At 56.0% G+C, this 26,145-nt stretch carries 26 protein-coding genes; 7 read left to right on the plus strand and 19 right to left on the minus strand.

The genetic code is table 11. The annotated features are described in order from the left end of the window. Positions 1 to 142: 142 nt before the first annotated feature. Entirely contained in the window at positions 143 to 895 is a 753-nt protein-coding gene (locus J7382_RS12630) for a methyltransferase (RefSeq protein WP_209069364.1), read from the minus strand. Beyond that, the gene (locus J7382_RS12635; protein ID WP_209069365.1) at positions 892 to 1,113 is read right to left on the minus strand and encodes a DUF2007 domain-containing protein; all 222 of its coding nucleotides are present in this window, start codon (positions 1,111 to 1,113) and stop codon (positions 892 to 894) included. The genes J7382_RS12630 and J7382_RS12635 overlap by 4 nt, the downstream gene beginning before the upstream one ends. 59 nt (positions 1,114 to 1,172) lie before the next feature. Between J7382_RS12635 and J7382_RS12640 the strand changes: the two genes are divergently transcribed. Next, the gene (locus J7382_RS12640) at positions 1,173 to 2,174 is read left to right on the plus strand and encodes a polyprenyl synthetase family protein (RefSeq protein WP_209069366.1); all 1,002 of its coding nucleotides are present in this window, start codon (positions 1,173 to 1,175) and stop codon (positions 2,172 to 2,174) included. Positions 2,175 to 2,326: 152 nt separating this feature from the next. Here the strand turns inward: J7382_RS12640 and J7382_RS12645 are convergent, their stop codons facing one another. Both J7382_RS12645 and J7382_RS12650 read right to left on the minus strand, forming a co-directional pair. Beyond that, on the minus strand, positions 2,327 to 4,033 hold the full coding sequence (locus tag J7382_RS12645; RefSeq protein WP_348540027.1) for a tetratricopeptide repeat protein: 1,707 nt from the start codon (positions 4,031 to 4,033) through the stop codon (positions 2,327 to 2,329). A gap of 236 nt (positions 4,034 to 4,269) precedes the next feature. After that, positions 4,270 to 5,919 (minus strand): electron transfer flavoprotein-ubiquinone oxidoreductase, encoded by a 1,650-nt coding sequence (locus J7382_RS12650; RefSeq protein ID WP_209069368.1) that lies wholly within the window; start codon positions 5,917 to 5,919, stop codon positions 4,270 to 4,272. Positions 5,920 to 6,170: 251 nt separating this feature from the next. Between J7382_RS12650 and greA the strand changes: the two genes are divergently transcribed. Both greA and J7382_RS12660 read left to right on the plus strand, forming a co-directional pair. Beyond that, positions 6,171 to 6,641: a transcription elongation factor GreA gene (greA, locus tag J7382_RS12655; RefSeq protein ID WP_058241567.1), complete on the plus strand. Its 471-nt coding sequence runs from the start codon at positions 6,171 to 6,173 to the stop codon at positions 6,639 to 6,641. A gap of 25 nt (positions 6,642 to 6,666) precedes the next feature. Further along, complete coding sequence (locus tag J7382_RS12660) at positions 6,667 to 7,689, plus strand: hypothetical protein (RefSeq protein WP_209069369.1); 1,023 nt, start codon at positions 6,667 to 6,669, stop codon at positions 7,687 to 7,689. A 59-nt stretch (positions 7,690 to 7,748) separates the two neighbouring features. Here J7382_RS12660 and glp read toward each other — a convergent pair whose 3' ends face one another. Genes glp through fdhD form a run of 4 tightly spaced genes read right to left on the minus strand, consistent with a single transcriptional unit; the run spans position 7,749 to position 11,037 of the window. Further along, entirely contained in the window at positions 7,749 to 9,020 is a 1,272-nt protein-coding gene (gene glp, locus J7382_RS12665; RefSeq protein ID WP_209069370.1) for a gephyrin-like molybdotransferase Glp, read from the minus strand. Positions 9,021 to 9,038: 18 nt separating this feature from the next. Then, the gene (gene mobB / locus J7382_RS12670) at positions 9,039 to 9,533 is read right to left on the minus strand and encodes a molybdopterin-guanine dinucleotide biosynthesis protein B (RefSeq protein WP_209069371.1); all 495 of its coding nucleotides are present in this window, start codon (positions 9,531 to 9,533) and stop codon (positions 9,039 to 9,041) included. Further along, positions 9,530 to 10,153, minus strand: a complete 624-nt coding sequence (gene mobA / locus J7382_RS12675) for a molybdenum cofactor guanylyltransferase MobA (protein WP_209069372.1) — start codon at positions 10,151 to 10,153, stop codon at positions 9,530 to 9,532. Before mobA ends, mobB begins: the two co-directional genes overlap by 4 nt. Beyond that, a complete protein-coding gene (gene fdhD / locus J7382_RS12680) occupies positions 10,150 to 11,037 on the minus strand; it encodes a formate dehydrogenase accessory sulfurtransferase FdhD (RefSeq protein ID WP_209069373.1) in 888 nt (295 codons plus the stop codon). Before fdhD ends, mobA begins: the two co-directional genes overlap by 4 nt. A 162-nt stretch (positions 11,038 to 11,199) precedes the next feature. Between fdhD and J7382_RS12685 the strand changes: the two genes are divergently transcribed. Together J7382_RS12685 and J7382_RS12690 are read left to right on the plus strand one after the other, a co-directional pair. Beyond that, a complete protein-coding gene (locus J7382_RS12685; RefSeq protein ID WP_209069374.1) occupies positions 11,200 to 11,916 on the plus strand; it encodes an AzlC family ABC transporter permease in 717 nt (238 codons plus the stop codon). After that, the gene (locus J7382_RS12690; protein ID WP_058241387.1) at positions 11,913 to 12,239 is read left to right on the plus strand and encodes an AzlD domain-containing protein; all 327 of its coding nucleotides are present in this window, start codon (positions 11,913 to 11,915) and stop codon (positions 12,237 to 12,239) included. Before J7382_RS12685 ends, J7382_RS12690 begins: the two co-directional genes overlap by 4 nt. A gap of 79 nt (positions 12,240 to 12,318) precedes the next feature. Here the strand turns inward: J7382_RS12690 and J7382_RS12695 are convergent, their stop codons facing one another. From J7382_RS12695 to J7382_RS12715, 5 genes are all read right to left on the minus strand, one after another. Then, positions 12,319 to 12,954, minus strand: coding sequence for a hypothetical protein (locus J7382_RS12695; protein WP_209069375.1), 636 nt, complete (start codon positions 12,952 to 12,954; stop codon positions 12,319 to 12,321). A 39-nt stretch (positions 12,955 to 12,993) separates the two neighbouring features. Beyond that, positions 12,994 to 13,128 carry an aa3-type cytochrome c oxidase subunit IV gene (locus tag J7382_RS12700; RefSeq protein WP_058241386.1) on the minus strand — a complete coding sequence of 45 codons (135 nt, stop codon included), beginning with the start codon at positions 13,126 to 13,128 and terminating at the stop codon, positions 12,994 to 12,996. A 121-nt stretch (positions 13,129 to 13,249) separates the two neighbouring features. Beyond that, complete coding sequence (locus J7382_RS12705) at positions 13,250 to 13,699, minus strand: DUF6173 family protein (protein ID WP_058241385.1); 450 nt, start codon at positions 13,697 to 13,699, stop codon at positions 13,250 to 13,252. 14 nt (positions 13,700 to 13,713) lie between these two features. Then, entirely contained in the window at positions 13,714 to 14,757 is a 1,044-nt protein-coding gene (locus tag J7382_RS12710; RefSeq protein ID WP_209069376.1) for an MBL fold metallo-hydrolase, read from the minus strand. Next, positions 14,757 to 16,478 carry an acyl-CoA dehydrogenase gene (locus J7382_RS12715; RefSeq protein WP_209069377.1) on the minus strand — a complete coding sequence of 574 codons (1,722 nt, stop codon included), beginning with the start codon at positions 16,476 to 16,478 and terminating at the stop codon, positions 14,757 to 14,759. Before J7382_RS12715 ends, J7382_RS12710 begins: the two co-directional genes overlap by 1 nt. A gap of 117 nt (positions 16,479 to 16,595) precedes the next feature. Here J7382_RS12715 and J7382_RS12720 point away from each other — a divergent pair, with 117 nt between their 5' ends. Further along, positions 16,596 to 17,543 carry an L-threonylcarbamoyladenylate synthase gene (locus J7382_RS12720; protein ID WP_209069378.1) on the plus strand — a complete coding sequence of 316 codons (948 nt, stop codon included), beginning with the start codon at positions 16,596 to 16,598 and terminating at the stop codon, positions 17,541 to 17,543. 56 nt (positions 17,544 to 17,599) lie between these two features. Here J7382_RS12720 and J7382_RS12725 read toward each other — a convergent pair whose 3' ends face one another. Beyond that, positions 17,600 to 18,184: a YqgE/AlgH family protein gene (locus tag J7382_RS12725; protein ID WP_280638122.1), complete on the minus strand. Its 585-nt coding sequence runs from the start codon at positions 18,182 to 18,184 to the stop codon at positions 17,600 to 17,602. Between the two features lie 150 nt (positions 18,185 to 18,334). On the opposite strand from J7382_RS12725, the gene J7382_RS12730 reads away from it, so the two are divergent. After that, positions 18,335 to 19,153: a protein-disulfide reductase DsbD domain-containing protein gene (locus J7382_RS12730; RefSeq protein WP_247744988.1), complete on the plus strand. Its 819-nt coding sequence runs from the start codon at positions 18,335 to 18,337 to the stop codon at positions 19,151 to 19,153. Here the strand turns inward: J7382_RS12730 and J7382_RS12735 are convergent. The 5 genes from J7382_RS12735 to J7382_RS12755 all read right to left on the minus strand — a co-directional run bounded on the left by J7382_RS12735 (position 19,145) and on the right by J7382_RS12755 (position 26,138). Further along, complete coding sequence (locus J7382_RS12735) at positions 19,145 to 22,543, minus strand: efflux RND transporter permease subunit (protein ID WP_209069379.1); 3,399 nt, start codon at positions 22,541 to 22,543, stop codon at positions 19,145 to 19,147. The genes J7382_RS12730 and J7382_RS12735 overlap by 9 nt on opposite strands. A gap of 3 nt (positions 22,544 to 22,546) precedes the next feature. Further along, positions 22,547 to 24,001, minus strand: a complete 1,455-nt coding sequence (locus tag J7382_RS12740; protein WP_209069380.1) for an HlyD family efflux transporter periplasmic adaptor subunit — start codon at positions 23,999 to 24,001, stop codon at positions 22,547 to 22,549. A gap of 139 nt (positions 24,002 to 24,140) precedes the next feature. Further along, positions 24,141 to 24,683, minus strand: a complete 543-nt coding sequence (gene moaB, locus J7382_RS12745) for a molybdenum cofactor biosynthesis protein B (protein ID WP_209069381.1) — start codon at positions 24,681 to 24,683, stop codon at positions 24,141 to 24,143. Positions 24,684 to 24,732: 49 nt separating this feature from the next. Beyond that, the gene (locus J7382_RS12750) at positions 24,733 to 25,338 is read right to left on the minus strand and encodes a metallophosphoesterase (protein ID WP_209069382.1); all 606 of its coding nucleotides are present in this window, start codon (positions 25,336 to 25,338) and stop codon (positions 24,733 to 24,735) included. Continuing rightward, complete coding sequence (locus tag J7382_RS12755) at positions 25,335 to 26,138, minus strand: uracil-DNA glycosylase (protein ID WP_209069383.1); 804 nt, start codon at positions 26,136 to 26,138, stop codon at positions 25,335 to 25,337. Before J7382_RS12755 ends, J7382_RS12750 begins: the two co-directional genes overlap by 4 nt. Positions 26,139 to 26,145: the final 7 nt, after the last annotated feature.

Below are 26,145 nucleotides of genomic sequence, written 5' to 3' on the forward strand. Positions count from 1 at the left end.
TGTCACCTGTCACATGTAACGAATTTAAGACATTGGATGATTTCCGCCGACACCGACGCGATACCCCGGCAATACAGACGCGATACCGAACTGCCTTTTGAGCCGAATCAGCTTTTGTAACCACGGCGCACGTTGCGCCTTTTCAGCCAAATGGCAGCGCTGCGCCGTCCCGTAAAACCGCGCGAATTTTTGCAGAATAACTCTCACCATCGCGCAGATGCGCCGCCCCGTCATGTAGCGTGACAGGAGCATGCAGTCGAAAATCCGCACGCCCACCTTTCTTGCCACGCACCAACACAAGCCCCGCCGCACGCCCCAGACGCGCCTGCAAGGGAAGCACTTCCAAAGACCCCAGATGTGCACCCATCAGGGACAAGAGCTCCGGCAATCTCTCCGCACGGTGAATGAAGGTTGCCGTGCCTTTTGGCGCCAGTCGCTTGGCCGCAACCGCGACCCAATCTGCCAGCGGCGTCGCCTCCCCCATGGCCACATCCCGCCCGGCATCCTGCGCACGCGTGCTGGCTGTACGGTCAAAATAGGGTGGGTTTGCAAGAACATGGTGAAACTGCATCTGGCGCAATGTGTCAGGCAAGGCCGTCAAATCCGCCTCCCAGATCGTCGCATCTGCACCATTTTCTTCAACATTCCGACGCGCCAGTTCGGCATAGGCGGGTTGTACTTCCACGGCATGAAAGGCCAATCCCGGCACCCGTGCTGCAAGACATAGAAAGGCCGCTCCAGCCCCGCAACCAAGCTCCAGAACCCGCTCTCCGGCACGCGCATGTACACTCGCAGCCAACAACACGGGATCAACCCCTGCCCGATACCCATCCTTAGGTTGCCAAAGCCGCACACGCCCGTTCAAAAAATCGTTTTGTGTCAGGTTGTCGTTCAAAACGACCGCCCCAAAGCAATCTCATTATCCAGCATAACCCGTTCTGCCCGCTGCAAATCATCGCTGCGCACCATAAGACGGCGCGGCAAAATGCCAATGCTGCCTTCAAGGACGCTCATATTTACGTCCATTTCAAAGCAGTCTATACCCTCCCCCTGAAGAAGGGCGGTGGCGAAGGCGATGACAGTCGGATCTGTGCTGCGCAAAAGCTCTTTCATATTGGGGATGTAAGGTCAGGGGACGGCGCTTGTCGACCCCTCACACTGGGAATACGCACATGAGCCTGGATCACGCAGCATCAAAACCGCATGAAGCCCTCGCCGCACTACTGCGCGACGATATGGACGCTGTGAACACATTGATTGAGACCCGTATGGCGTCTGAGCATGCCCCGCGCATTCCAGAGGTGACCGCACATCTGGTTGGCGCTGGCGGCAAGCGGCTGCGCCCCATGCTCACCCTCGCGGCGGCCAAACTCTGCGGATACGACGGCCCCTATCATGTGCATCTTGCGGCGACGGTAGAGTTTATTCACACCGCCACATTGCTGCATGATGACGTGGTCGATGAAAGCGCCCAACGTCGCGGACGCCCGACCGCCAACTTGCTGTGGGACAACAAAAGTTCCGTTCTGGTCGGCGATTATCTCTTTTCTCGCAGCTTCCAGCTGATGACAGAAACCGGCTCCATTGATGTCTTGCGCATCTTGTCCAATGCCTCTGCTACAATCGCAGAAGGCGAGGTCTTGCAGCTCACGGCCGCAACCGATCTGCGCACAGACGAGAGCGTGTACCTACAGGTTGTACGCGGCAAGACCGCTGCGCTGTTCTCAGCCGCTACAGAAGTGGGCGGCGTGATTGCCGGTGCCAGTGCCGATATCGTGCAGGCTTTGTTTGACTATGGTGATGCTCTCGGCATTGCCTTCCAAATCGCCGATGATCTGCTGGACTATCAGGGCGACACCGCCAAAACCGGTAAGAACATCGGTGATGACTTCCGCGAGCGTAAGTTGACTCTGCCTGTGATCAAGGCAATTGCACAGGCCACCGACGAAGAGCGCGCCTTTTGGGTGCGCACCATTGAAAAAGGACGTCAGGAAGACGGCGACCTTGAGCAAGCCCTTGCTTTAATGGAAAAATACGGCACCCTTGCCGCGACGCGTGATGACGCCCTTATCTGGTCAGAAAAAGCCAAATCCTCAATTGCCAAGCTGCCCGATCATGAAATTCGCGATCTGCTTGCGGAGATCGCCGATTACGTTGTGGCGCGCTTGAGTTAAAACACTCACGCCCTCCCTCTCATGAAGGCGTGGATCTACAAGAAAGAGGCCGCAGCGTATGCTCGGCCTCTTTCTTTATTTCCAAATATGCTCTCGGCGCGCTCTTCAACTGATGACCATCCGCCGAAGCTTAGCTGCTGAAACATGCATGGTTACTCGTCACTGGCAACGGTCAAAGGCTCCGCGCCCTCTTCCTCCAGAACCACATCCAGCCCCACTTCAAGCTTGCGCCGAATACGATCAGGCTTCGCCTCTTCTTCGGTGTCAGCATCCACAAAGCTCAAAGCGCGACGCCACTGAAACTGCGCCTCCAGCTTACGCCCGACCGCCCAATAGACATCCCCAAGATGATCCGTCACAACAGGGTCAACAGGCATCAGCTCGCTGGCACGCTCCATATGCTCCACAGCCTCATCAAAACGCCCCAAGCGGAAAAGCACCCAGCCAAGGCTGTCGACGATATAACCGCTATCTGGCCGCGCTGCGACGGCACGTTCGATCATACCGAGCGCCTCATCCAGCTTGATCTGTTTCTCAACCAGAGAATAGCCTAGGTAGTTCAGCACTTGCGGTTGCTCAGGATTAAGCTCTAGTGCCTTGCGAAAATCCGCTTCGGCCTCCTCCCAATTCCCCATTCGCTCATGGCAAATTCCGCGCGCATAGAACAAGAACCATTGACGCCGCTCCAGCGTATCATAAAGTCCAATGGCGGTGTCATAAGCCTCTATTGCACCTTCAAAATTGCGTTCCTGCCGGCGCAAATCGCCAAGCGCGGTATGGACATAGGGCACAGCTCCATGGCTGCGGCTCAGGGATTCCAACACCTCAAGAGCGGCTTCGGTTTTGCCCGCTTCACGCAGGGCTTCGGCGCGCCCCATCTCCGCGGCGTGGAAGGATGGATCATCCTCCTGAACCCGCTGATAGGTCTGAGACGCCAGTTCATAGCGTCCAAGCGTCTCCAGCAGCTCAGCCGTCAACAAAAGCGCCACGGTGTGATCTGGACGCAAAAACTCCGCCATACGTACATAAAGTAGCGTGTAGTCCGCGTTCGCTTCATTGCGCAGCGCATTTGCAATAGAGAAGTAGACCTCAGCGATGCCATCTTTGGCGCTTCTCACATGGGTGTAAGGCAGAATGTCTCCGTCGCTGAGCGCATCACGGATATCGCGCAAAGCTGGATCCAGATCGGACCCAAAAGCTTCATCGATGCGTGCAATGGCATCCGTATTGCGATCAAGCTGCGAGAGCACTTCCACTTCGCTAATCACACCGCGTCTGGTTTGCTGAAGCCCATTCATGTCGCCGGACTCAAAGATGGCATAAGCGCCCTCGAAATCCCCAACAGAGGCCAGCGCTGCTGCCTTATGGTAGGCGGCGAAGCCTCCAAGCCCCGGCTCCTTCGCAACTTCGTCAAAAGCTTGCAACGCTTCAGACATGGCCCCTCGACCGACTTCGGCCCAGGCTTTGATCAAACCATCCACAAGTGGCCCAATTCCGGCGGTTTCAATGCGATCAATCAACTCCGCATAATTGCCGTCTTCCACCAATCCGGTTGTCAGTGCCATCTCAGCGATCTGGCTGCTGTGGCCATCGGCGACCATCTTACGCGCAATCGGCAGCGCCCGATCCAGTTGCCCCAAAGACAAATAGGCCAAAACCGCATTCTCTTGCAGAGCCGGATTGCTGGGATCTTTTGTCAAAGCCTTGCTAAAATAGCGCGCTGCCTCGGCATAATCCGATCCATACACCGCGTGCCGTGCCGCCAGATAAGACCCTGCAAGCCCTTCTGCATAGGCCGGGAGGGACATCGCCGCCATGACAGCGGATAAAGCAACGGATCTGATGAGCTTTGAGGCCACGTGAAACTCCCTACGTTTTTCTGACATCAAAACTAGTGATGCTCCGGTGCGTACGCAATGGGCACAGACAAATCTCGCCAGCAATTCTCATCAAGTTTTCGCGCGACCGCTTTCAGTGACCTCCAATTCTGCGGAAAATGGTCATTACGCGGCGCCACAAAATAAAGGCACCGGACAGCGTATGCCGCCCGGTGCCTGAAATTTCACGACCGCAGGAGCTGCCCTACGCACCCCAATCACATGTTAGGATAGTTTGGTCCATCCCCACCCTGAGGCGTGACCCAGGTGATGTTCTGGCTTGGATCTTTGATATCGCATGTTTTGCAATGCACGCAGTTCTGGAAGTTCACCACAAACCGTGGATCGCTGCCCTCTTCCTGAACCACTTCATACACACCTGCAGGGCAATAGCGCTGCGCAGGTTCCGCAAACTTAGGCAGGTTCACGGAGACCGGTACACTGTCATCAGACAGACGCAGATGGCACGGCTGGCTTTCTTCATGGTTTGTCATGGAGAAGCTCACATTGGTCAGGCGATCAAATGACAGCTTTCCATCTGGCTTAGGATAGTCGATCGGCTTGTGCTTGCTCGCCTCTTCCGTCGCCTCCGCATCGTTCTTCCCGTGCTTTACGGTGCCGAAAAGCGAGAATCCCAAGGTGTTGGTCCACATATCAAGACCACCCAGCATCAGAGATGCGGTCAGGCCCCATTTGGACCAGATCGGCTTCACATTGCGCACTTTCTTGAGGTCTTGGCCGATTGCACCGCTGCGCACCTCAACTTCATAGTCGCTCAGTTCATCACCGGAGCGCTCTGCCTTGATGGCCTCATATGCGGCTTCAGCGGCCGCTTTGCCAGACAGCATAGCATTGTGGTTGCCCTTGATCCGCGGCACGTTGACCATGCCAACAGAACAGCCCAACAGCGCCACGCCAGGGGCCACCATTTTAGGCATGGACTGATAACCGCCCTCAGAGATCGCACGCGCACCATATGCCACGCGCTTACCACCTTCCAGAAGCGCGGCCACTTTAGGGTGGTGCTTGAAGCGTTGGAATTCCATGTATGGGAACAGATGTGGATTTTTGTAGTTCAAGTGAACCACGAAACCGACATAGACCTGATTGTTTTCGAGATGATAGATGAAGGAACCGCCACCCGCATTGCTGCCCAGAGGCCAGCCCATGGTGTGTGTCACCTCACCTTCATTGTGCTTGGCAGGGTCGATCTCCCAGATCTCTTTCATGCCTACACCAAACTTCTGAGGCTCTTTGCCGTCCTGAAGATTGTACTTTGCGATCACCTCTTTGGCGAGCGAACCACGCACACCTTCTGACAGGAAGACGTATTTCCCGTGCAGCTCCATACCCGGCTCTGTTCCCGGGCCATAAGATCCATCCGCCTCAAGGCCAAAGACACCCGCCACAACACCTTTGACTTCGCCGTTGTCACCGTAAACCAGTTCTGAACATGCCATGCCTGGGAAGATCTCGACCCCCAGTTCTTCAGCTTGCTCGGCCATCCAGCGGCACACGTTGCCCATAGAAACGATGTAGTTGCCATGGTTGTTCATCAGTGGAGGCATCGGGAAGTTCGGAATACGCACTTCACCCGCTGCGCCAAGCATATAGAAGTTATCTTCTTTCACCGGCGTGTTCAGCGGGGCACCTTTTTCCTTCCAATCGGGAATCAGCGCATCCAAACCGCAAGGATCCAAAACGGCACCAGAGAGGATGTGCGCCCCCACTTCAGAGCCTTTCTCAAGCACCACGACATCAAGGTCGGCATCCAATTGTTTCAGACGGATCGCGGCCGACAGGCCCGCGGGTCCTGCACCAACGATGACAACGTCATACTCCATGGCTTCGCGTTCGATTTCCGACATTGGCTTCCCCTTTCGGATCGCTGGGTAATATTCTTTCGCTCCTGCTAGCGCGACAATAATGATTAGGTCAATCAGAACCCAACGACATTTCGCCTCATTAGAGCGTTTTTGCGGCAAAGCGGCATATTTCTCCTTGCATTAGAAGTCCCTCTTGCTTTTGAAGGAGAGCTCAGGGCACTCTGCACTGCAACATGTGAAATTGACACGCCACCTCACGTCTGAGATGGCCAATGACCAACGGGACCGCACCCATGGAAAAAATACCAATGACCCGCGCCGGCCATTCGGCGCTCGAAGCGGAATTGAAGCAACTGAAAGTGGTGGAACGCCCCGCGATCATTGAGGCCATTGCCTCTGCGCGCGAGTTGGGCGACCTGAAAGAAAACGCAGAATATCACTCTGCGCGTGAAAAACAGGGCTTCATCGAAGGCCGCATCAAAGAACTCGAAGGTGTCATCGGCCTGGCCGAAGTCATTGATCCCACCACCTTGTCAGGTGCCATCAAATTTGGCGCGACTGTCACATTAGTGGATGAAGACACTGACGAAGAAAAAACCTGGCAAATCGTTGGCGAGCATGAAGCCAATGTCGAAAAAGGCCTTCTGAACATTAAGTCGCCTATTGCACGTGCGCTGATCGGCAAAGAGGAAGGCGACAGCGTAGAAGTACGCACGCCGGGCGGCGAAAAAAGCTACGAAGTTCTCAGTATTTCTTACAAGTGACCAAGTGGTATAAATGCGCTCTCGCATGAAAGATGACACGGATTCCCAGCACACCCCGCTGGGAATCTACGACAAACCCGAAAGCCCCAAGATCACCGGCATTGAATTGATTGCCGTGGGTCTCAGCTTTGTATGGCTCCTTGGCGCTGTGGTTTTTTTCCTGATTCTCCCCAGAAACCCGCTTCGGCAGGCCGACAGTCTTCAGTTTCTGATGACACTTTTGGCCATATTCATGCCTGTGGCTATGATCTGGGTCGCCGCCACGGCCGCGCGCTCCTCACGCGTGATGCGCGAAGAAAGCGCCCGTCTTCAGGCTGCCATCGACGCCATGCGCCGCACATACGTGAGCCAAGCACGCGGCGAACAAAGCCCGCAGAACATGGAACCTTCGGTGGCAAAAAAGCTGGATGAAATCGCGGCAGCCACTCGAAAAACGGAAACCGCACTGGCCACATTCACCACCAGTCGTGATCGCGACGATGGCATCCGCAAGCCTCTGGAAACGGAGCCCGAAGTCGAGGACGCGGCTGATCAAGGCACCCTTGCTCTGGGCACGCCGGCAGAAGAGCTGTCTCCGCCGTTGTCCCGCGCTGATTTCATTCAGGCTCTTAACTTCCCTGAAGATGCCGATGACAGTGCAGGTTTCGCAGCTTTGCGCAAAGCGCTGCGCGACCGTCAAGCCGCACATTTGATTCAAGCCAGCCAAGATGTGCTTACCCTGCTCAGTCAGGACGGCATCTATATGGATGACCTGCGCCCAGATCTTGCCCGTCCTGAGATCTGGCGCCGCTTCGCCGCTGGCGAGCGTGGTAAAGCCATTGCAGCCCTCGGCGGTGTGCGTGACCGCAGTTCACTGGCCCTCGCGGCGGGGCGGATGAAGCAGGATCCGATTTTTAGAGATGCGGCCCATCACTTCATGCGCCGGTTTGATCGCAGTTTTGTGGAGTTTGAAGAAACGGCCTCAGATGCCGACATCGCGGCCCTCTCAGAGACACGCACGGCGCGCGCATTCATGCTGTTGGGCCGTGTTGCGGGGATTTTCGACTGATAAGCAAGCAGAGCATCGTGGAAATAAAAGGCGCCCCTCTGGCGCCTTTTTCTTTGGGCCTACACCGAAAAGGCGCTGTAAGGGTAATACTCCACCAGATCACCCTCTGAGATCTCAAGAGCCTCATCTGGAAGGGCGACCAAACCCTCAGCCCAGCTCAACCCACTGATGCGCCCTGAGCCTTCCGAGCCAAAGACCTCCACGCCCCGCTCCCCTATGCGCGCACGCAAAAACTCACGCCGACCAGCTTTCTTGGATTTGGAAAATGCAGCAGGCACTTTAAAAGACTGAGGCAGCTTCCAGTCACGCCCGGCCAAAACCCGCATCGCAGGCTGTGCAAAGATCAGAGAACACACTAATGCAGCCACGGGATTGCCCGGCAAGCCAAAAACCGGAGCGCCCTTCCAGACACCAAGCGCCAAAGGCCGCCCAGGTTTGATCGCCAGACGCCACAGCGTCATGGATCCTGTCTCCTGCAACAAGGCAGACATGTGATCCTCGTCGCCCGCAGAGGCCCCGCCAGAGGTCAAAATCACGTCAGCGCGCGCTGCAGCCTCATCTAGAAACGCCTTCAGCGTTGCGCGGTCGTCTGGTGCACGTCCCAAATCCAGCGGTTCATATCCAAACTGTGCGACCAATCCCAAAAGCATCGGGCGATTTGCGTCGTATATTTGATCCACACGCGCAACGGCACCTGCCTCGGCCAGCTCGTCCCCAGTCGAAATTACCCCAACCCGCAAAGGCTTAAAAACCTGCATCTCCGACACACCAGTAGCCGCCGCCAACGCGAGATCCGCAGGTGTCAGTTTTCGACCCTTGCTTAGGATCACATCCCCCTGCTGCACATCTTCACCAGCTTTACGTGTGTTCGCGCCACGTTTAAGTGGGCCGTGAAACGCGATACTTTTTCCGTCAGTGGCCACATCTTCTTGCAAGATCACCGTATCGACGCCAGCAGGCACAGTCGCGCCGGTCAATATCCGTATGGCCTGCCCTGCTGGCACATGACCCTCAAAAGGCGCCCCAGCCGCAGATCGCCCACTTACAAGCGGGAAGCTTTGCGGCCCTTCCGTCACAGCGGCATGTGCAAGTCCATAACCATCCACTGCGGAATTCGGCTGTGGCGGATGCGCCCGCGCGGCACTCAAATCTTGGGCCAAAACACGCCCCAAAGCCTTTGCAAGCGGCACAGGTTCGGCCCCGACACACACCGACAAACGCTCTTTTAACAAAGCATGCGCCTCATCAACGGGCGTCCAATGCGTGTCAGCAGGAAGCGCAAAGCAGTCATTTTTCAAGGGAGGCGGGACAAGCTTGGCTGGCTCACTCATAGGGGGCTCCCAATCGGCTCACAGGCCCAAATCCGACAGAATAAAATCCGCAATCGCTTTGGTGTCATCCAAATGCAAGACAGGACGATCACTCTGCACTTTAACATCAGAAGCAATCGCGCGGATTGTATCATCATGCGGCGCAATCAGAGGATTGCCTGTCTCTTGCCGATGCGCCTCTACTTTGCGGTGCGTGTCCCGCTTGTACCCTTCCACAAGAATGAGATCCACGGGTTCCAATTTTTCAAGCAAAAATGAGAGGGACGGTTCATCCTGCGCGCGCAGCTCATGCATCAAAGCCCAACGGGCACCACTCGCCAAGAGCACCTCCTGCGCCCCCGCCACACGGTGTCGGTGACTGTCTTTTCCGGGCTGGTCCACGTCAAAACTGTGGTGTGCATGTTTTATCGTGGAAACCGAATATCCGCGCTCTGTGATCTCTGTCACCAAACGCTCCATCAGTCCCGTCTTGCCCGAGTTTTTCCAACCAACGACACCATAGACCTGTTTCATCGCGTCTGTTCTCCTGCCAACCGGCGGGCTGTCTGCAACTCCTCCGGAGTGTTCACATTGAAAAACGGATCAATATCCGAAACGGGGAATACAGCTTGCCCCGCCTCATGCTTGTCGGTCCACAGCACAACCTTCCGCAAACCGTCATCCAGCGCGGCCCGCAAATCATGCCGCAACGCAACAGGCCAAAGACCAAAAGTCGGCTGGCGCCATACCTTCCCATCCGCTCCTTGGCTTGCGGACAATGCCAGCGGATAGCGCCGATCTTCGGCCGCCAAAAGCAGTTGTGGCACAAGATCACATGGGAAAAAAGGTGTATCAGCTGCGGCGGTTACGATCGTGTCTGCTCCCTGTGTAGCGGCCCAGTCCAGCCCGGCCAACACCCCTGCCAACGGACCAGCATATCCCTCCACACTATCCGCAATCACAGGCAGACCAAGATCTGCAAACCTTGCTGGATCGCCATTGGCATTCAAAGCAACAGTGGCCACCTGCGGCTGAAAGCGCGCCAGCACATGATCCAGAATAGATTGACCGGACAACTCCAGACGGCCTTTGTCACCTCCGCCCATTCGCGTGGCCAGTCCACCTGCCAATATTACTCCCAATGGCTGTTTCAAAGCTTCGCTTCCCCTTTGCGCCCATGCTTGCGATCCTCTTCGGGCACCTGTGACGGATCAGCGTCTCGCAAAAGACGCTCTTCGCCGTTCAAACACACAAAGCGCTGCCCGCGCATACGCCCAATAAGCGTTAAGCCGACTTGCCGGGCAATCTCTACGCCCCAGGCCGTAAACCCCGAGCGCGACGCAAGCACGGGAATGCCCATCAACGCGCATTTGATCACCATCTCCGATGTCAGTCGCCCGGTTGTGTACATAACCTTGTCATCAGGGCTGACACCTTCCTGAAACATCCATCCCGCAATTTTATCAACTGCGTTATGCCGCCCAACATCTTCCATGTAGACCAAGGGGCGGTCGCCTTGGCACAAAACCGTTCCATGAATGGCTCCCGCCTCTAAATAGAGTGATGGTGTGCGATTGATTTTATGTGCCAGCGCATAAAGATCGCTGGTGCGCACCTGCGTCTCAGGCAAGGTCACGCTATCCAGACCTTCCATCATATCGCCAAATACAGTGCCCACGGCACAGCCTGATGTGCGCGTTTTTTTCTTCAGCTTTTCTTCGTGGTTGGTCTCTGTCTCAGTGCGCACGACAACCACTTCCAGTTCCTCGTCATAGTCAACGCGCGTCACAACATCGTCGGCCTTCAACATGCCTTGATTGAGCAGAAACCCAAGAGCGAGGTAGGCCGGATAATCCCCGATTGTCATCGCTGTCACGATTTCACGGCTATTGAGATAGATGGTCAAAGGCCGCTCTTCGACGACGGAAATCTCCACCTCTTGTCCGCGCTGGTCGGTACCCACAACAGAGCGCGTCAATCGCGATGCTCCCGGATTGGGCGCAATGATGTAGTCCGCAATATCAAACGATTGTGTCATAGCGCTTCCTCCCCAGTCTCAGGCGCGCACCTGATGCCCATGTCAGAAGCGAAACTAGTCGGGTTTGAAATGATTGACCACTGCGAAACTACGCTGGCTGGATTGCATCACCTCACTGGTTTGGATAGGTCTGTCGCGTTGCATGCGAGGCTTTGAGATTTCATGGCATCTTACTACGACAGAACGGAATATCTGCGCGGCGTCCGGGGCGGACTGCCGTTTGTCTTGGTTGTGGTGCCCTTTGCGCTACTGTTTGGCGTTGTCGCAACTGAAGCGGGATTGCCGCTGCTTCAGGTTCTATCCTTTTCGGTAGTGGTGATTGCAGGGGCGGCACAGTTTACCGCGTTGCAGCTAATGGCTGAAAATGTGCCCACTCTGGTCATCATAATCTCCGCCCTGACGGTTAATCTGCGCATGGCAATGTACTCCGCTTCGCTCACACCTCACCTTGGGGCACTGCCTTTCCTGCGGCGCGCATTTGTCGCCTATTGCCTCGTAGATCAGAGTTATGCGCTCTCAATTCTAGAATATGAAAAGCGCCCAGAAATGAGTTTGGCGCAGAAGTTCTCTTACTTCATGGGCGCCATCACACCCGTTGTCCCCCTTTGGTACACAGCGACCGTGGCGGGCGCCATGGTAGGCCAAGCGATCCCTCCTGCCCTTGCACTGGATTTCGCTGTGCCCATCACATTTCTGGCAATGATTGGCCCCATGTTGCGCACGCAGGCGCACGTATTGGCCGCAGCGGTTTCAGTTTCAATGGCTCTGATCTTTGCGTTCCTGCCGTGGAATCTTGGTCTGATCGTGGCTGCAATCGCAGGTATGGTGACTGGCGCGGAAGTCGAGCGTCGCGTTGAAATGGCGAGGGCAGCCCAATGAGTGAGACCGCAACCATATGGCTGATCATCGTCAGCCTGGGGATTGGCAGCTTCGGACTGCGCTATATTTTCCTCGGCGTGATTGGCGACCGTCAAATGCCAGAATGGATTTTACGCCACCTCCGCTATACCGCCGTGGCTGTCCTGCCCGGCCTTGTAGCCCCTCTCGTGATCTGGCCTGCCGCCACAGGAGGTCAGCCAGACCCCGCGCGCATGTCTGCCGCTGCCGTGACTTTGGTTGTGGGCTATCTCACTAAAAACGTTTTAGCGGCAATTTTTGCCGGTGCAGGAACCTTGTTTTTAATGCTGTACCTGCTGGCATAGCTCTGGTCGGCATAACGGCAAGCACCCCACAAGAACAGTTGGGATCATCAAAAATTCACTTAGAGCACAAGTCTCTGCCTTAGTTCTGCGCAGCGCGCTCATACTCTGGCACAAAAGCCGCCAAAACTTTGGACTTGTCATCATCGTCATACTCAAACAGACGATCATAACTCGCACCTTTGTCGGCAAAATAAGCGCTCAGTTTTTTTGGTGAATAAGAGCGCGGCGCATCTTCAAAACCAGGCAGCTGCGACATCAACTGCGATGTCGTCAGGGCACATTGCGCCTCAAGCACCGGGCCAAGGCTTTGTGCCTCACGCAGGGCAATCTCGGCCACCTGCGGGCTCACATCAATCGACTGAACCACCACATGATAGGTCTCACGTGCGTGAAAGCGCGTGTATTGGTCCACAAGATAGGGGGTCATGCCGTATACCACGTCATTCTTCGCGGTGATGCCCTCCGTCCGGAAGGAACCCGCCGGATCATAAGCCACACGTTCGCTGGCGTTGATCATGAGCGACGTATGCGCACCTGCGCCCGTCTCATTGGAAATCATAGTATAGAGCGTAAGCCGCTTGGGCCCGTCATGCACATAACGGGCCGCTGCCACTTCGCTGTCTGGTGCATTGGTTTCAACCGGGTTGCGGACCGAACAGGCCGCGACAGAAAGGGACATCGCCAAAACGAAACTGCCCCGTATCAGGTTCTTCATCACAGATACACCTTGCGGGAAGCCCCCGCCCTCAAGCGCTTAGCTGTTGAAAAGCGCGAGGAAAATCAAAACGGCAATCGCTGCGCCTGCAACGTAGCTGGAGGCTTTGATGAAACCTGCAAAGGCTTTTTCCTGAGCTTCGATATTCATCGAACCGTGCTTATGCTCCGCCATGGGTACTTCCTTCCTGTTTGCTTTTTGCCTGATAGCTGATTCATCAGAGCCTGTCACCCTGTCTCAATCGCGACCCAAAGCCGCTGCTGAAATAGAAAACACCTTGCGTCTCAAGACATGATTACTTCTTCAGCGCTTCAGCTAGGCGAAAGCCGATCCGGTTTGGCTCAACTTCGGCATCACCCTGTTTGGGCAACGCCCGGAACATGACGTTGAGCTGGCTCACATGCTGAACCAGTTGCGTTTTGATGCCGCTGGTATCGGAGCCATAAAACGTTACGATATCCGGATCAAAATACCCCATGCCCTCAATCCGCAAGACACCTGCATCCCCTCCAGTAAAGCCCATCGCAACCTCATGCTCACTGTCGAGCTGCTTTTCAAAGTTCTGGATATAGAGAATCAGACGTTCATAGGCCCACTGCGCATCACTCTTCTGAGTAACGGGTTGTTGTGCCATTTGCTCTGGCACATCCACCGCCTTCACGTCCGGGTCCGCATGGATTTCTTCACGGTGGGGCAGCGCCGCGGCCTCTATGGCCTCAGCGGTTGTTTTGATGTCGTTGGTCATAAGGTCGCGCCAGTTCAGGTTATTCGCTGCCACAGGAACGCGCCATCCTCGCGCATTGTGCGGCTTACCTCGCCAACTTGGTAGAGATGATTGAGATGTGCAAGAGCCTCTACCAAGGCAAGTCCATAGGCACCTTCGTCAATCGTCCGCTTGAACAATGGCGGGAAACACTCCCCGGCAGTCTTGGGCTGATCGAGAAAAGCCTTGAGCCGTTCAAGGGCGCCATGATGGTTGTCGATCAACTGACGCATGCGCAACGGCGCACCTGTAAAAGGAAGCTTATGCCCGCCCAAGATCAATTGATCATCCCGTGCGTATTGTGACAGCCGCTCACAGGCTTCAAGCCAATCAGCCACCGGATCCGCTTCGGGCTCTGTGGCATAGACGCCAATGTTTGAACTGATCGATGGCAAAATCTGATCACCTGAAAGCACAAGATGATCATCCCGGCTCCAGAATGTTGCGTGCTCTGGGGCATGGCCGTTGCCGATATGCACATCCCAGTCACGTCCGCCAATGCGCACCACATCACCTTGCTTGATGCGCTTGAACCCCAACGGCATTGGCGCAACCATATCCGCGAAGTTGAATGGCCGCTCACTGGCCCGTTGCTTGAAAATCGCCTCATCCATCCCACAGGAACGGTAAAAATCCAGCGTTTCCTGACGCGGCACAGCCTGCTCATCCAGTTGCAGCATGCGGGCAAAAAGCCAAGCTGTGCGGGTGGTCCAGAGGCTTGCGCCGTGTTCCGTTTGGAACCACCCCGCAAGCCCCACGTGATCGGGATGATGATGCGTGACAATGACCCGCCCAACTGGTTTGCCAGCAAGCGGGCCGTCCAAAAGCTTCTGCCAGATCGCACGTGACTTTCGGCTGTCAAAACCTGTGTCAATCACCGTCCAACTGTCGCCGTCATCCAGCGCATAAATATTGACGTGGTCCAGCTTCATAGGCAACGGCAGGCGCATCCACAGCACACCATAAGCGACCTCAATCGCCTCCCCCTCTGCTGGGGGCGTCTGCCAAGGATAACGAATGCCTGCCGTGCCGTCTTTCATTAAGCGGCGCCCAACTCTTCTGGGCTCAACGCGTAAAGGTCTCCAGCGCCTTCCATGGCATGCGCCAGCAGGCCAGCATGTTCCGGCAGCAGACGCTTGATGTAAAATTTGGCAAGCTTGCTGCGAGGGCCTTCGCCACCCTCTGCAATCGCCGCACGCAAGTGATAATACCCGCCCAGCACACGTGCAAAACCGCGCAAGAACGGCACCGCACCAGCAAAGCGGTCATTGAGATCACCCTGCGCGACCATCCATTCCGTGGCTTCGCGCAGCGTTTCTGTCGCCTGCCAGAGCGGCTCGGCCAAATCTGCCATGCTTTCGCGCACTTTTTCCGCGCAGTCTTCGATCTCATCAAGGATCGCATAGGCCGCGTCACCACCATCCATCAGCTTACGCGCGACAAGGTCCATAGACTGGATCCCGTTAGTGCCTTCATAGATAGCAGTGATGCGCACATCGCGGGAGAATTGCGCCGCACCGGTTTCTTCAATGAAGCCCATGCCGCCATGCACCTGCACACCGTCTTCGGCCACTTTGATACCGGTATCCGTGCCAAAGGCCTTGGCAATTGGCGTCAGGAAGGCAGCGCGGGCGTGCCAGTCTTTGGAATTCGTCGCCGTGCCCATATCCAGCGCCACAGCGCAGGCCATCTCAATGGCGCGCGCTGCAAAAATATCGGCCTTCATGCCGGTCAGCATACGGCGCACATCCGCATGATCCATAATCGAACCAGTGCCGCCTTGGATCGGGCTCCGCCCCTGAACGCGGTCCATGGCATAGGCCAGCGCGTGTTGATAGGCAGCCTCGGCAACGCCCACACCCTGACCACCAACGCCAAGACGGGCATTGTTCATCATGGTGAACATGGCTTTCATGCCGTCGTGCTCTTTGCCCACAAGCCAGCCCTTGGCACCGTCATATTGCATCACAGCTGTTGGCGAGCCATGAATGCCAAGCTTGTGTTCCAGGCTGACCACTTTGAGCGTGTTTGGCACCACGTAATCACCATTCTCATCCGGCAAGAACTTTGGCACGATGAACAGGCTGATGCCTTTGGTGCCGTTGCCACCGTCAGGAAGGCGCGCCAGCACGAGGTGCGACACATTTGATGTGAAATCATTGTCGCCCCAAGTGATGTAGATCTTCTGACCAGATACGGAATATGTGCCATCATCATTGCGTTCCGCTTTGGTACGCAGCGCGCCCACATCCGATCCTGCCGCCGGCTCCGTTAGGTTCATGGTGCCAGACCACTCGCCGGTGACCAGTTTGGACAGGAACATCTCCTTGACCTCATCAGAGGCGTGATGCTCAAGCGCTTCAATCTGTCCTTGTGTCATCAGCGGATTGAGCTGCAGCGACAGGCAGCCTGACCCCATCATTTCATTCACAGCGGTCGTCACCGAATGGGGCAAGCCCATGCCGCCATTTTCCGGCAAGGCGCTCATTGAAATCCAGCCGCCTTCGGCGATCTGTTTGTAAGCGTCGCTGTATCCCGGTGTTGTGCGCACAACACCATTCTCAAGAACAGCGCCCTGCAGGTCGCCAACGCGCTGCAGCGGTGCCATGACTTCTTCAACCATTTTCCCAGCTTCCAGCAGGATGGCATCGCGGGTGTCATTGTCCGTATCTGCAAAACGTTCAGTTTCGATGATCTGAGCAAAATCGACGACGTGATCGAAGAGAAATTGGAAATCGGTTACTGGGGCGCGAAAGGGCATCTGTTTCTCCGGCAGGCTTGGCATTGGGTGCTGGCGCTTGTATGCAGCATTTGGCCTTACGGTAAGGGTCACAAGCACCCTATCATAGAAGAACGCAGCGTCACAGGAGCCGAGCCCGTGCATACTGAAATCCTCTCCCCGGATCAAAGGGGTTACGCGCAGGCGGCAAAAATTCTTCAGGCAGGCGGATTGGTGTCTTTTCCCACCGAAACCGTATATGGGCTTGGCGCAGATGCGCGTCAGGATAAAGCCGTTGCACGTATTTTTGAGGCGAAAAATCGCCCCACATTCAATCCACTCATCGTCCATGTTGCCGATGTCTCTGCGACAAAACGCTACGTCGTTTGGAATGATCTAGCAGAGCGGCTAAGCGGCACCTTCTGGCCCGGGCCACTCACTTTGGTCCTACCACTGCGCTCTGATTCCGGCCTCTCCCATCTCGTCACGGCCGATTTGCCCACATTGGCAATCCGGGTGCCCGCAAATCCCGTGGCACGCGCTCTGCTCAAAGCCTTTGATGGTCCTGTGGCAGCCCCATCCGCCAATCCTTCCGGGAAGATCAGCCCGACGCAGGCCACACATGTTATCAATGGCCTTTCTGGGCGCATTGAAGCCGTTCTGGATGGCGGCTCCTGCGATGTAGGCGTCGAAAGCACCATCTTAGGGGCCTTTGGCAAGCCCACCCTGCTGCGCCCCGGCGGCCTCCCCCAAGAAGCGCTGGAACAAGCTCTGGGGCAAGGACTTGAAGCACGTCAGGATGCTGATCCGCTCACAGCACCGGGACAAATGTTGTCTCACTATGCACCCGGCGCTGCGGTTCGTCTAAATGCCACAGAGATACGGAATGAGGAGCGCCTTCTGGGCTTTGGGGATGTGAAAAACGCAGCACTGAACCTCAGCGCCTCGGGCGATCTCGTAGAAGCCGCAGCCAACCTGTTTGGTCACCTGCACGCGCTGGATGCCGCAGGCGACAGTCCCATCGCCGTGTCCCCCATTCCGAATACGGGCCTAGGGCGCGCGATCAACGACCGCCTCAAACGCGCAGCGGCACCGAGAGACATATAAAGCAGTTTGCAATGCCAATCCGTTCCCGCGTTAAAAGCGCCGGATTTTAACGGCGTTCAGGCCCGCCCTGCCGCCGCACTAAGCGTCAGAGGATCAACACCGATGCTCTTTAGGGCTTCGGCCCATTTGTCCGCCGTATCAGTTTCAAAAATCAGTTGCGGCGTCGCTTGTGCCACCAACCAACCATTTTCGCCGAGTTCCCGCTCCAGTTGACCAGGCCCCCAACCGCTGTAGCCCAGTAAGGTCAACGACTTTGTCGGCCCTTGGTCCTGCGCCATGTCATCGAGGATATCCTGCGTAGTGGTCAGGGCAAAATCGTCTTCAACGCGCAGGTTGCTCAATCCAGACTGATACTCAGGGGAATGCAGAACAAACCCACGCCCCGTTTCAACGGGGCCACCAAAATAGAGTTTGGAACGGATCTCGCGATGCTTCGGCGTAATGGACAGCTGTTCAAACAGATCTGCAAGGTTCACCCCGTCGATGGCTTTATTGACGATCAGTCCCATGGCCCCTTCATCGGAATGGGCACAGAGAAACACCACGGAATGGGCAAATCTCGGATCCGACATACCGGGCATAGCGACCAGCAATTGTCCTGTTAAATCCAAAGTTTGGCTGCTGTCTTCGGTGCTATCCAAACGGCCTCCTCGCGCGTGCGCTGTTGCATCACACCAACATGTGCTGCATACAGCCTATGCGCAAGAGGTAAGCAATCTGTTTCAATTGATCGCGCAGTTCTCGCCCATTTGTGAGTTGGATTTTAACGCCACATCCCTCATGTCATGCCTATGACCATACGCTCCACTTTCCTCGCCACCGCACTTTCCGCGGCAACCTGCGCGCTGACGCTCTCTACTGCGTCAGCACAGTCCTTTGATCAGGTGGTTCAGGCGGAGGTGCTTCCGGGATGGCGCAATGCAGATGGCACCCACACAGCTGCTGTGCGCATCACACTCAATCCGAACTGGAAAACCTATTGGCGCGCGCCCGGCGATGCGGGCATTCCTCCGCAAATATCGTGGCAGGGATCCCGTAACTGGGCCAACGCAACAGTCGCCTGGCCCATCCCCGACGTGTTCTGGGAAAATGGATTGCGTTCCATTGGCTATTCCGAGGAATTGGTCTTACCGATCGAGATCACCCCAAAATCGGCAGACGCGCCGATACGTCTGAAAGCACAGCTTGATATCGGTGTATGTCGCGACATCTGCGTTCCTCAACGCCTGAAAGTCAAAGCGGAGCTGCCAAACGAGGGCACGCGTGATGCGCGTATTGCTGCAGCATTGGTCGATCAACCGCTCTCAGCAGACGAGGCTGGTGTCAAATCGGTGACCTGCACCCTGTCGCCCACCGACCAAGGCGTCAAACTTAAGGCACATATTGCCATGCCACGCGCCGGAGCGGATGAGGTGACCATCATTGAAACCTCCAATCCAGAAATTTGGATTGCAGAGGGCACGACACAAAGATCTGGTAACACCTTGGTGACGGAAACCGAAATGCTACATGTTTCCGAAAGTTCCTTCATGGTGAACCGCAATGACCTGCGCTTCACGGTGCTCAGTTCTGGGGATGCTGTCGATATCAAAGGATGCTCATCAGGTTGAAATCGCGCTCCTGCGCGTCTTCCGCCTTATTATTACAGCACTGACACTGTACGCCACGCAGGCAATGATCATCGCCCCTAAAACAAACAAGGCGAGACTCACAAGCGGTGCACTTTCGCGTGCTGACGCCGGAAGGAATGCAGAGAGCGCAGGCATGGTGTTTCCCTGAACGACCAACCAACCAACGGTCGCCCCCGCCCAAAGAGTCATGGCACTTCCCGCAAACCAGATTGGAGCTCTGAGCCGTTTAGCACGACGCCCACGCCCAAAGGCTTGAACCTGACGCGCCACATCACGCTGAATCGCCATCAGAGCGGGCACCACAATCAACACAAGCACCATGCCAAAACCAAGACCATAGACCAAAGTAATCACAGTAGGCTTGAGGAACTGAGCCTGCGCGCTGCGCTCAAACAACAGGGGCGCAAGGCCAAGCACAGTGGTGGCAGTGGTTAAGAACACCGGGCGCAAACGATCTGCCGCTCCGTCAATAATTGACGGAATAATGCCACGCTCTTTAGCGTAGTCATCAATCGTCGTGACCAAAACAATGCTGTCATTGATGATGATCCCCGTCATGCCCAACAACCCCACAACAGTGAACATGCTGAGCGGCACGGCGTGCATGTAGTGCCCATAAATCGTCCCCACGAGGCCAAAGGGGATCACCCCCATCACCACCACAGGCCGTGTCCAGCTTGAAAACACCCAAGCCAGCACAAGGTAGATCCCAGTCAGACATAGGATCAAACCCGTGCGCGCGTCCTTGAGGAAATCACCCTCCTGCTCAGAAAGTCCCGAGAGACGCCACTCAACTTGTTTGGCACTCGCAATCTCAGGCAATATTTCATTACGCAATTGTTCCAGAATCGCCTCCGCCTGCGCAGGATCGTCTTCGGAAATGTCCCCTGTTACATTGATCAGGCGTATGCCATTTTCACGTCGCACCGTGCTGAATCCTGTGCGGCTCTCAACGGTCACCACATCCGCCAGAGGCACATATGTGCCCTGAGGCGTGCGCATCAAACTGCCTTCCAGAAAATCGGCTGTCAGCTCACCTTCTGGCAACTCTACTCGAATTTCTGCACTGCGAGGGCCGTCTGGAAAGGTGGCCGCTTCAAGCCCGTTCAGGCGATGACGCAACTCACGGCCCAGCGCATCAATCGAAAAGCCCAAAGCGCGACCTTGCGGCGTAAGTTCCAAAATCAGCTCTTCTTTGTCATAGCTGAGATTGTCCTCCACTGCTGAAACCTCCGCAAACTCCTCAAGTGCTGTTTTCAAAGCCTCACTGGCGGCCTTCAGCGTTTCACTATCTGCGCCATAGAACTCCACGTCCAGCGCATCCCCACCGGGACCAGAGCGCCAGCCACGGAAGCTGACGGTTTCCACCAGCGGATGGCGCGCGACGCGATCTTGTAGTTCTCCCACAAAGGCAAAACTGGAATAGGGCCGAAGATCCGCATCGATCAGCTCAATGGCGATGCCCCCCAACAAGTCAGGATCAAGAGACTCTGCTCCAGGAAGGGCACGACCGGAGTTGCCACCGATCTCTGCAATCACATAGTCGAGGGGATTGGTGCCATAGCGCTCTTCATATTCTTGCCCCAGCTCTTCCGTCGCACGCTGCATTTCACGCATCATCGCGAGGCTGTCTTCTCGCGTGGCACTCGGCAACATAGCAAAATTGCCCGTCACGGAGCCACGCTCAGGCGCATTAAAGAAACGCCATTTCACATCTCCATTGATAAACAAGGCCGCCTGAGAGGCTAGAGCAACCACCGCCAGCGCCAACACTGGATAGCGGACAAGGATGACAAAACGCATGAAAGGACGAAACAAAGTCTCACGTACCCAGCGAAAGCCGCGGTTCACATATTTGCTGGGCAGGTCGTACCAATGCTCCTTGGCGGAATGTTTGATGGCATGGGCCATGTGGTGAGGCAAGATAAGGAAACACTCCACCAAAGAGGCAATCAAAACGACGACGACCGTGAAGGGGATGTCTGCGATCAGATCCCCAAACCGCCCCCCGATAACCGTCAGCCCCAAGAACGCAATGACTGTGGTCAGCGTCGAGGAAAACACCGGCATTGCCATCCGCTGCGCGGCATTCTCAGCAGCCACATAGGGCGTCTCGGAGAGGCGTCGCGCGCGGGCGTCTGCATGCTCACCAACCACAATGGCATCATCAACAACAATCCCCAGCGTAATAATCAGCCCAAAAAGCGAGATCATGTTGATCGTAAGGCCCGCTGCATACATCAATGCAATGGCAGCGAACATGGCCGTTGGAATGCCGGTTGCGACCCAAAAAGCCGTGCGCGCGTTGAGAAATAAAAACAGCAGCACAAGCACAAGTGCGAGCCCCATCAGGCCATTGTCCACCAAAAGGTTAAGCCGCCCTGTAATCGCTTCTGCACGCGTACGGATCAACTCCAGTCGCACCCCTTGTGGCAGGGTGGCCTGCATCTCTGCGACCACCGCTTCCACCTGCCTTTGGATCTCAATGGCGTCCCCACTGTTGGAGCGATCCACACGGATAGAAATGGCCGGATCTTCACCGACAAAATAAGATCGATTGCGATCTACGCCTTCAAGCCGAATGTTGGCGACATCCTCCACAGTCAACTTTGTGCCATCGGGATTTGAGCGCAAAACAATGTCCGCAATTTCGTCAGGTGCCCGTTTCTCCACTCCTGTGCGCACCCTTGCAAATGCCCCGGTGACGTCGCCGGCGGGGTCTGCATTGACCTCTTGGGACACTACATCCGCGATCTCCGCAATAGAAACATCATGTGATATCAAATCAACGGATGAGGCTTCGATGATAATTTGTCGCTCTACCAGTCCGCGAATGGTGGTCCGCGTGACCCCTTCCGTATACAGCCGCGCCACAAATTCATCTGCATAGCGCGCCAGCTGATCCACATTAACAGGCCCAGTCAGCACCACATCCGTCACGCGATCGCGCCATGCGCCACGGCGCACAACAGGGTCATCAGCCTCTTGCGGAAGGGTTATGACAGCATCCACCGCCACCTGAACATCGTCTGTCGCGCGGGCCATATCCCAACCGGGCTCAAACTCCATGGTAAGTTGAGCATTGCCTTCGGTAGACCGCGAGGACGTGCTCTCAACGCCCTCAACCGCCAGTAAAGCAGGCTCAAGAACCTGCACAATCGCCGCATCCACATCTTCGGCTCCGGCGCCTTCCCACTGCACGTTGACTCGCACATTGTCGACGACAATATCGGGAAAAAACTGCGCGCGCATACGCGGCATCGCGGCAATGCCCGCAATCAGCAAAATCACCAAAAGAAGATTGGCCGCAGTACTGTGCCGGGTGAAATAGCTGAGAATTCCCGTGGCGCGTGCTCCAATCTCCCGCATGGATCAGCCCCCCACTCGACGACGGAGACGTTCCACCATCTGCGCAGGCACTTCGGGTTTATCGAGCGCCTCAAGAATACGTTGCTTGGCGTCTGTGGGCATGCGCCCATTGGCTTCTATCGCAGCCACAAACTTGGCCCGCTCCTCCGCGCTCAACGCAACCATCTCCGATGCCACAATTTCCGATGTGGTCGCAGACAGCGGCTTAACGGCAATGCCTTCCCCCAGCAGGGGCGTGCGCCGGGTCACGATCTGTTGCCCAGCCAGCCCTTCCCCGCGCACAAGAATTTCATCCCCCTGACGCCGCACAAGCTGAACCTTCAAACTTTGCAGACGGTTGCCCTCACCCACGAACAATAGATCTCCAGCCGCATTAAGAGCGGAGGCTGGCAACCGCACAACATCTTCAAGTTCCGGTTCTTTCACACGCACCGTGACAAAGTCTCCGGGCTTCAACCCCCGCGCACCATCCAATCGTGCATAAAGCACCCGGCCCGTCTGTCCCTCTCCTACAGCTGCGGCATCGCGTGTAATCACGCCGGTAGAGGACAAATCCGCGCCAAGCACATCCATCGAAACGGTGACCTCCGCACGATGCAGATCATCATTGCTATCCAGCAATCGCGCGTACTGTGTGGTAGATACCCGAAACGCCACTTCAAGAGCATTGGGGTCAATCAGGGTGGCGAGGCGCTCGTTCAGCGACACAAGCCCCCCTTGGACCACCGATACCTCCGACAGTGTACCGCTGAAGCCAGCAGTAATAACTGTATCATCAAGGTCTTTTTGCGCCTCTGCCAAAAGAATACTTGTGCGTTCCAAACGGGTTATCGCCTGATCAACGCGCGCCTCAGCCTGCGCCAGAGCACGACGATTTGACAAAACCGCTTGCCGGGCACCTGCAAGAGCCAGCTCTGCGGTCTCCACTGCTGCGGCCGTGCCAACGCCGCGTTCCCGCAAATCCGTTTGCCGGTCATAGGCTTTTTGCCGCAACGCGAACTGCGCCTGTGCTGCGGCAAGCTCGTCTTGCGCGAGCACAAGTGTGCGATCCGCATCTCTCTGTTCGGCCTGTGCATCCAGAAGATCATTGGATACGCGATCATAAGCATAGCGTGCCTTGGTCGGATCCACTTTCACAAGAACCTCTCCCACCGAGACCTCTGCCCCATCTTCAAAGGTCTCAGACAGCTGCACCACTCTACCCGAGGCAGCGGCCCGAACTTCGAGCGAGCGGCGGCTCTGCACTTCCCCAAACGCCACCAGCTCGGGCGTTTCTGCACCAAGTGTGGCCGTTTGAACATTGACGGAAAATACCCGCTCGCGCGCAGGAGGACCTTTTGTGTCTTGCGCCAAGCGATCTTGAATTGCGCCGTGCACCAGATGCCCCGCGTACAGCAGAAACACAGCGGTCACTGCGAGCAAAAACAACCCTGTCAAACTCTGGCGCAAAAATCTCATTGGCTACGTCTCCATACGTGGCTCACGCTCAATAATGCGCACGCCGCGCTCAATGTCCAAGACAACACACATATGATACGCAGCGCGCATAAATTTCCGTCACATTTATTTTGGACAGCCCCAAAACAACGGAACGCTTTTACTTGCGACGCATATGTTCATCCAGCCGCGGCATGATTTCCACGAAGTTGCACGGCCTGTGACGATAGTCGAGCTGATATTTTAAGATTTCATCCCAAGCGTCTTTGCAGGCCCCCGTGCTACCGGGCAGCGCAAAGAGATAGGTCCCATTGGCAACGCCTCCGGTCGCGCGGCTTTGAACGGCACTGGTGCCAATTTTCTGCATGGATACCATGGTGAAGACAGTGCCAAAGGCATCAATCTCTTTCTCATAAACATCTCGATGCGCTTCGACGGTCACGTCGCGCCCCGTCAGTCCTGTGCCACCCGTCGAAATCACCACATCAACGGCCTCGTCCTCACACCAGACACGCAGTTGCGCGGCAATTTCGTCTCGCTCATCCCGAATAATCTTACGGTCGGCCAGCAGATGTCCGGCGGCTTCCACCCGTTGCACAAGCGTGTCGCCAGAACGATCTTCTGACAGTCCCCGCGTGTCGCTGACAGTCAAGATAGCGACCCTGACTGGAATGAACTCTTTGTCTTCATCAATGCGGCTCAATGTCATCTCTCCTGAAAATACGCTGTCTCGGATGGGATGTTATGTGGGCTCACGCCAGGGGCTCTAAGTCAAACCAGGTGCCCGATGGCCCAAGGTTGACAACCCGGCTCTGCCCGACCATCGCGCTTTGCCCCCAACTGTCATGGATATGGCCACAGACCACAAGCCGAGGACCGATACGTTCAATGGCGGAGAGCACTGCGGTGGAGCCAAAAGACTGTCCCGCAGAGGAAACATCGACCACACCTTTGGGCGGCGAATGGCTGATCAGAATGTCGGCACGCTGGCACTTTTCCAGCATGGCAACGGCTGTGACTTCACTCAGATCACAGGACCATTCTCCAAAAGGCGTTTCTGGTACAGCATAACCAAGGCCAAAGATCTGAAGACCTGCAAACTCAAAAGCTTCGCCGTGCAACACGGTCACCGCCGCAGGAGCAGCCGCGCGCAACTCATCTTCGCTTTCGTTGTTTCCCGGCACCAGAACCATAGGCGCTTTGATATCCGCAATCAGGTCCAGCGCTCCAGGCAAGTCTTGTCGATGATTTGTGAAGTCCCCTGCCCCGATCACAAGATCCGCCTCTCGGCTCATCTCAACCAATTGGCCTGCCGCATGGCGCGCACGGTGCAGATCAGAAAAAGCAAGGATCCTCAAACGTCTTCCTCCAGCTTGGATTTCAAACTCAGAAGATCTGCCCAGGCCTCCCGTTTGGCATGAGGCTGGCGCAGCAGGTAGGCCGGATGAAACATGGGTAGGACTGGCTTGCCGAAAGCCTCATGCCACTGACCGCGCAGACGTGTGATGCCTTTCTTATCAAGGACGGCCATACAAGAAATATTACCCATCAAAACAATCACATCAGGAGCCACGATTTCCACATGCCGCTCCAGAAAGGGCTTGAGCATGGCAATTTCATCAGGCTTAGGATCACGATTTTGTGGCGGACGCCACGGCAGCACATTGGTGATATAGATGGCATCCTTGGACAAAGGCACCTCGCGTCCCATGTCGATGGCCTCAAACATGCGGTCAAGCAATTGTCCCGCAGGCCCCACGAAAGGTTTGCCAATGCGGTCTTCCTCACGCCCCGGTGCCTCGCCAATAATCATGACACGCGCCGCAGGATTTCCATCCGAGAATACAAGATTGCGCGCGCCTTTCTTAAGCTGACAATGCTCAAATGCATGCATGGCGCCCCGCAGCTCTTCCAACGTCTTGACGGGTTTAACAGCAGACTTTGCCTCAGCAACGGGATCTAATGCGGGCTGCGGCACCGCTGGCGCATCGGTCGGTGGACGTGCCGCCTTCTTGGCTTTGGGGGTCTCCTTGGGAGCCTCATATCGATTAAAAGGCGCATCCAGTATAGCCTCGGTTGCCCCCAGTTCCACTTGCCATTCCAGCAAAGCCCGCGCGGTGTGATAGTCCAGCGCCTGAGTGTCAAATCCCGATTCCATGACCGCG

This window comes from Shimia sp. R11_0, from assembly GCF_017744035.1.
GTDB lineage: Bacteria > Pseudomonadota > Alphaproteobacteria > Rhodobacterales > Rhodobacteraceae > Shimia > Shimia marina.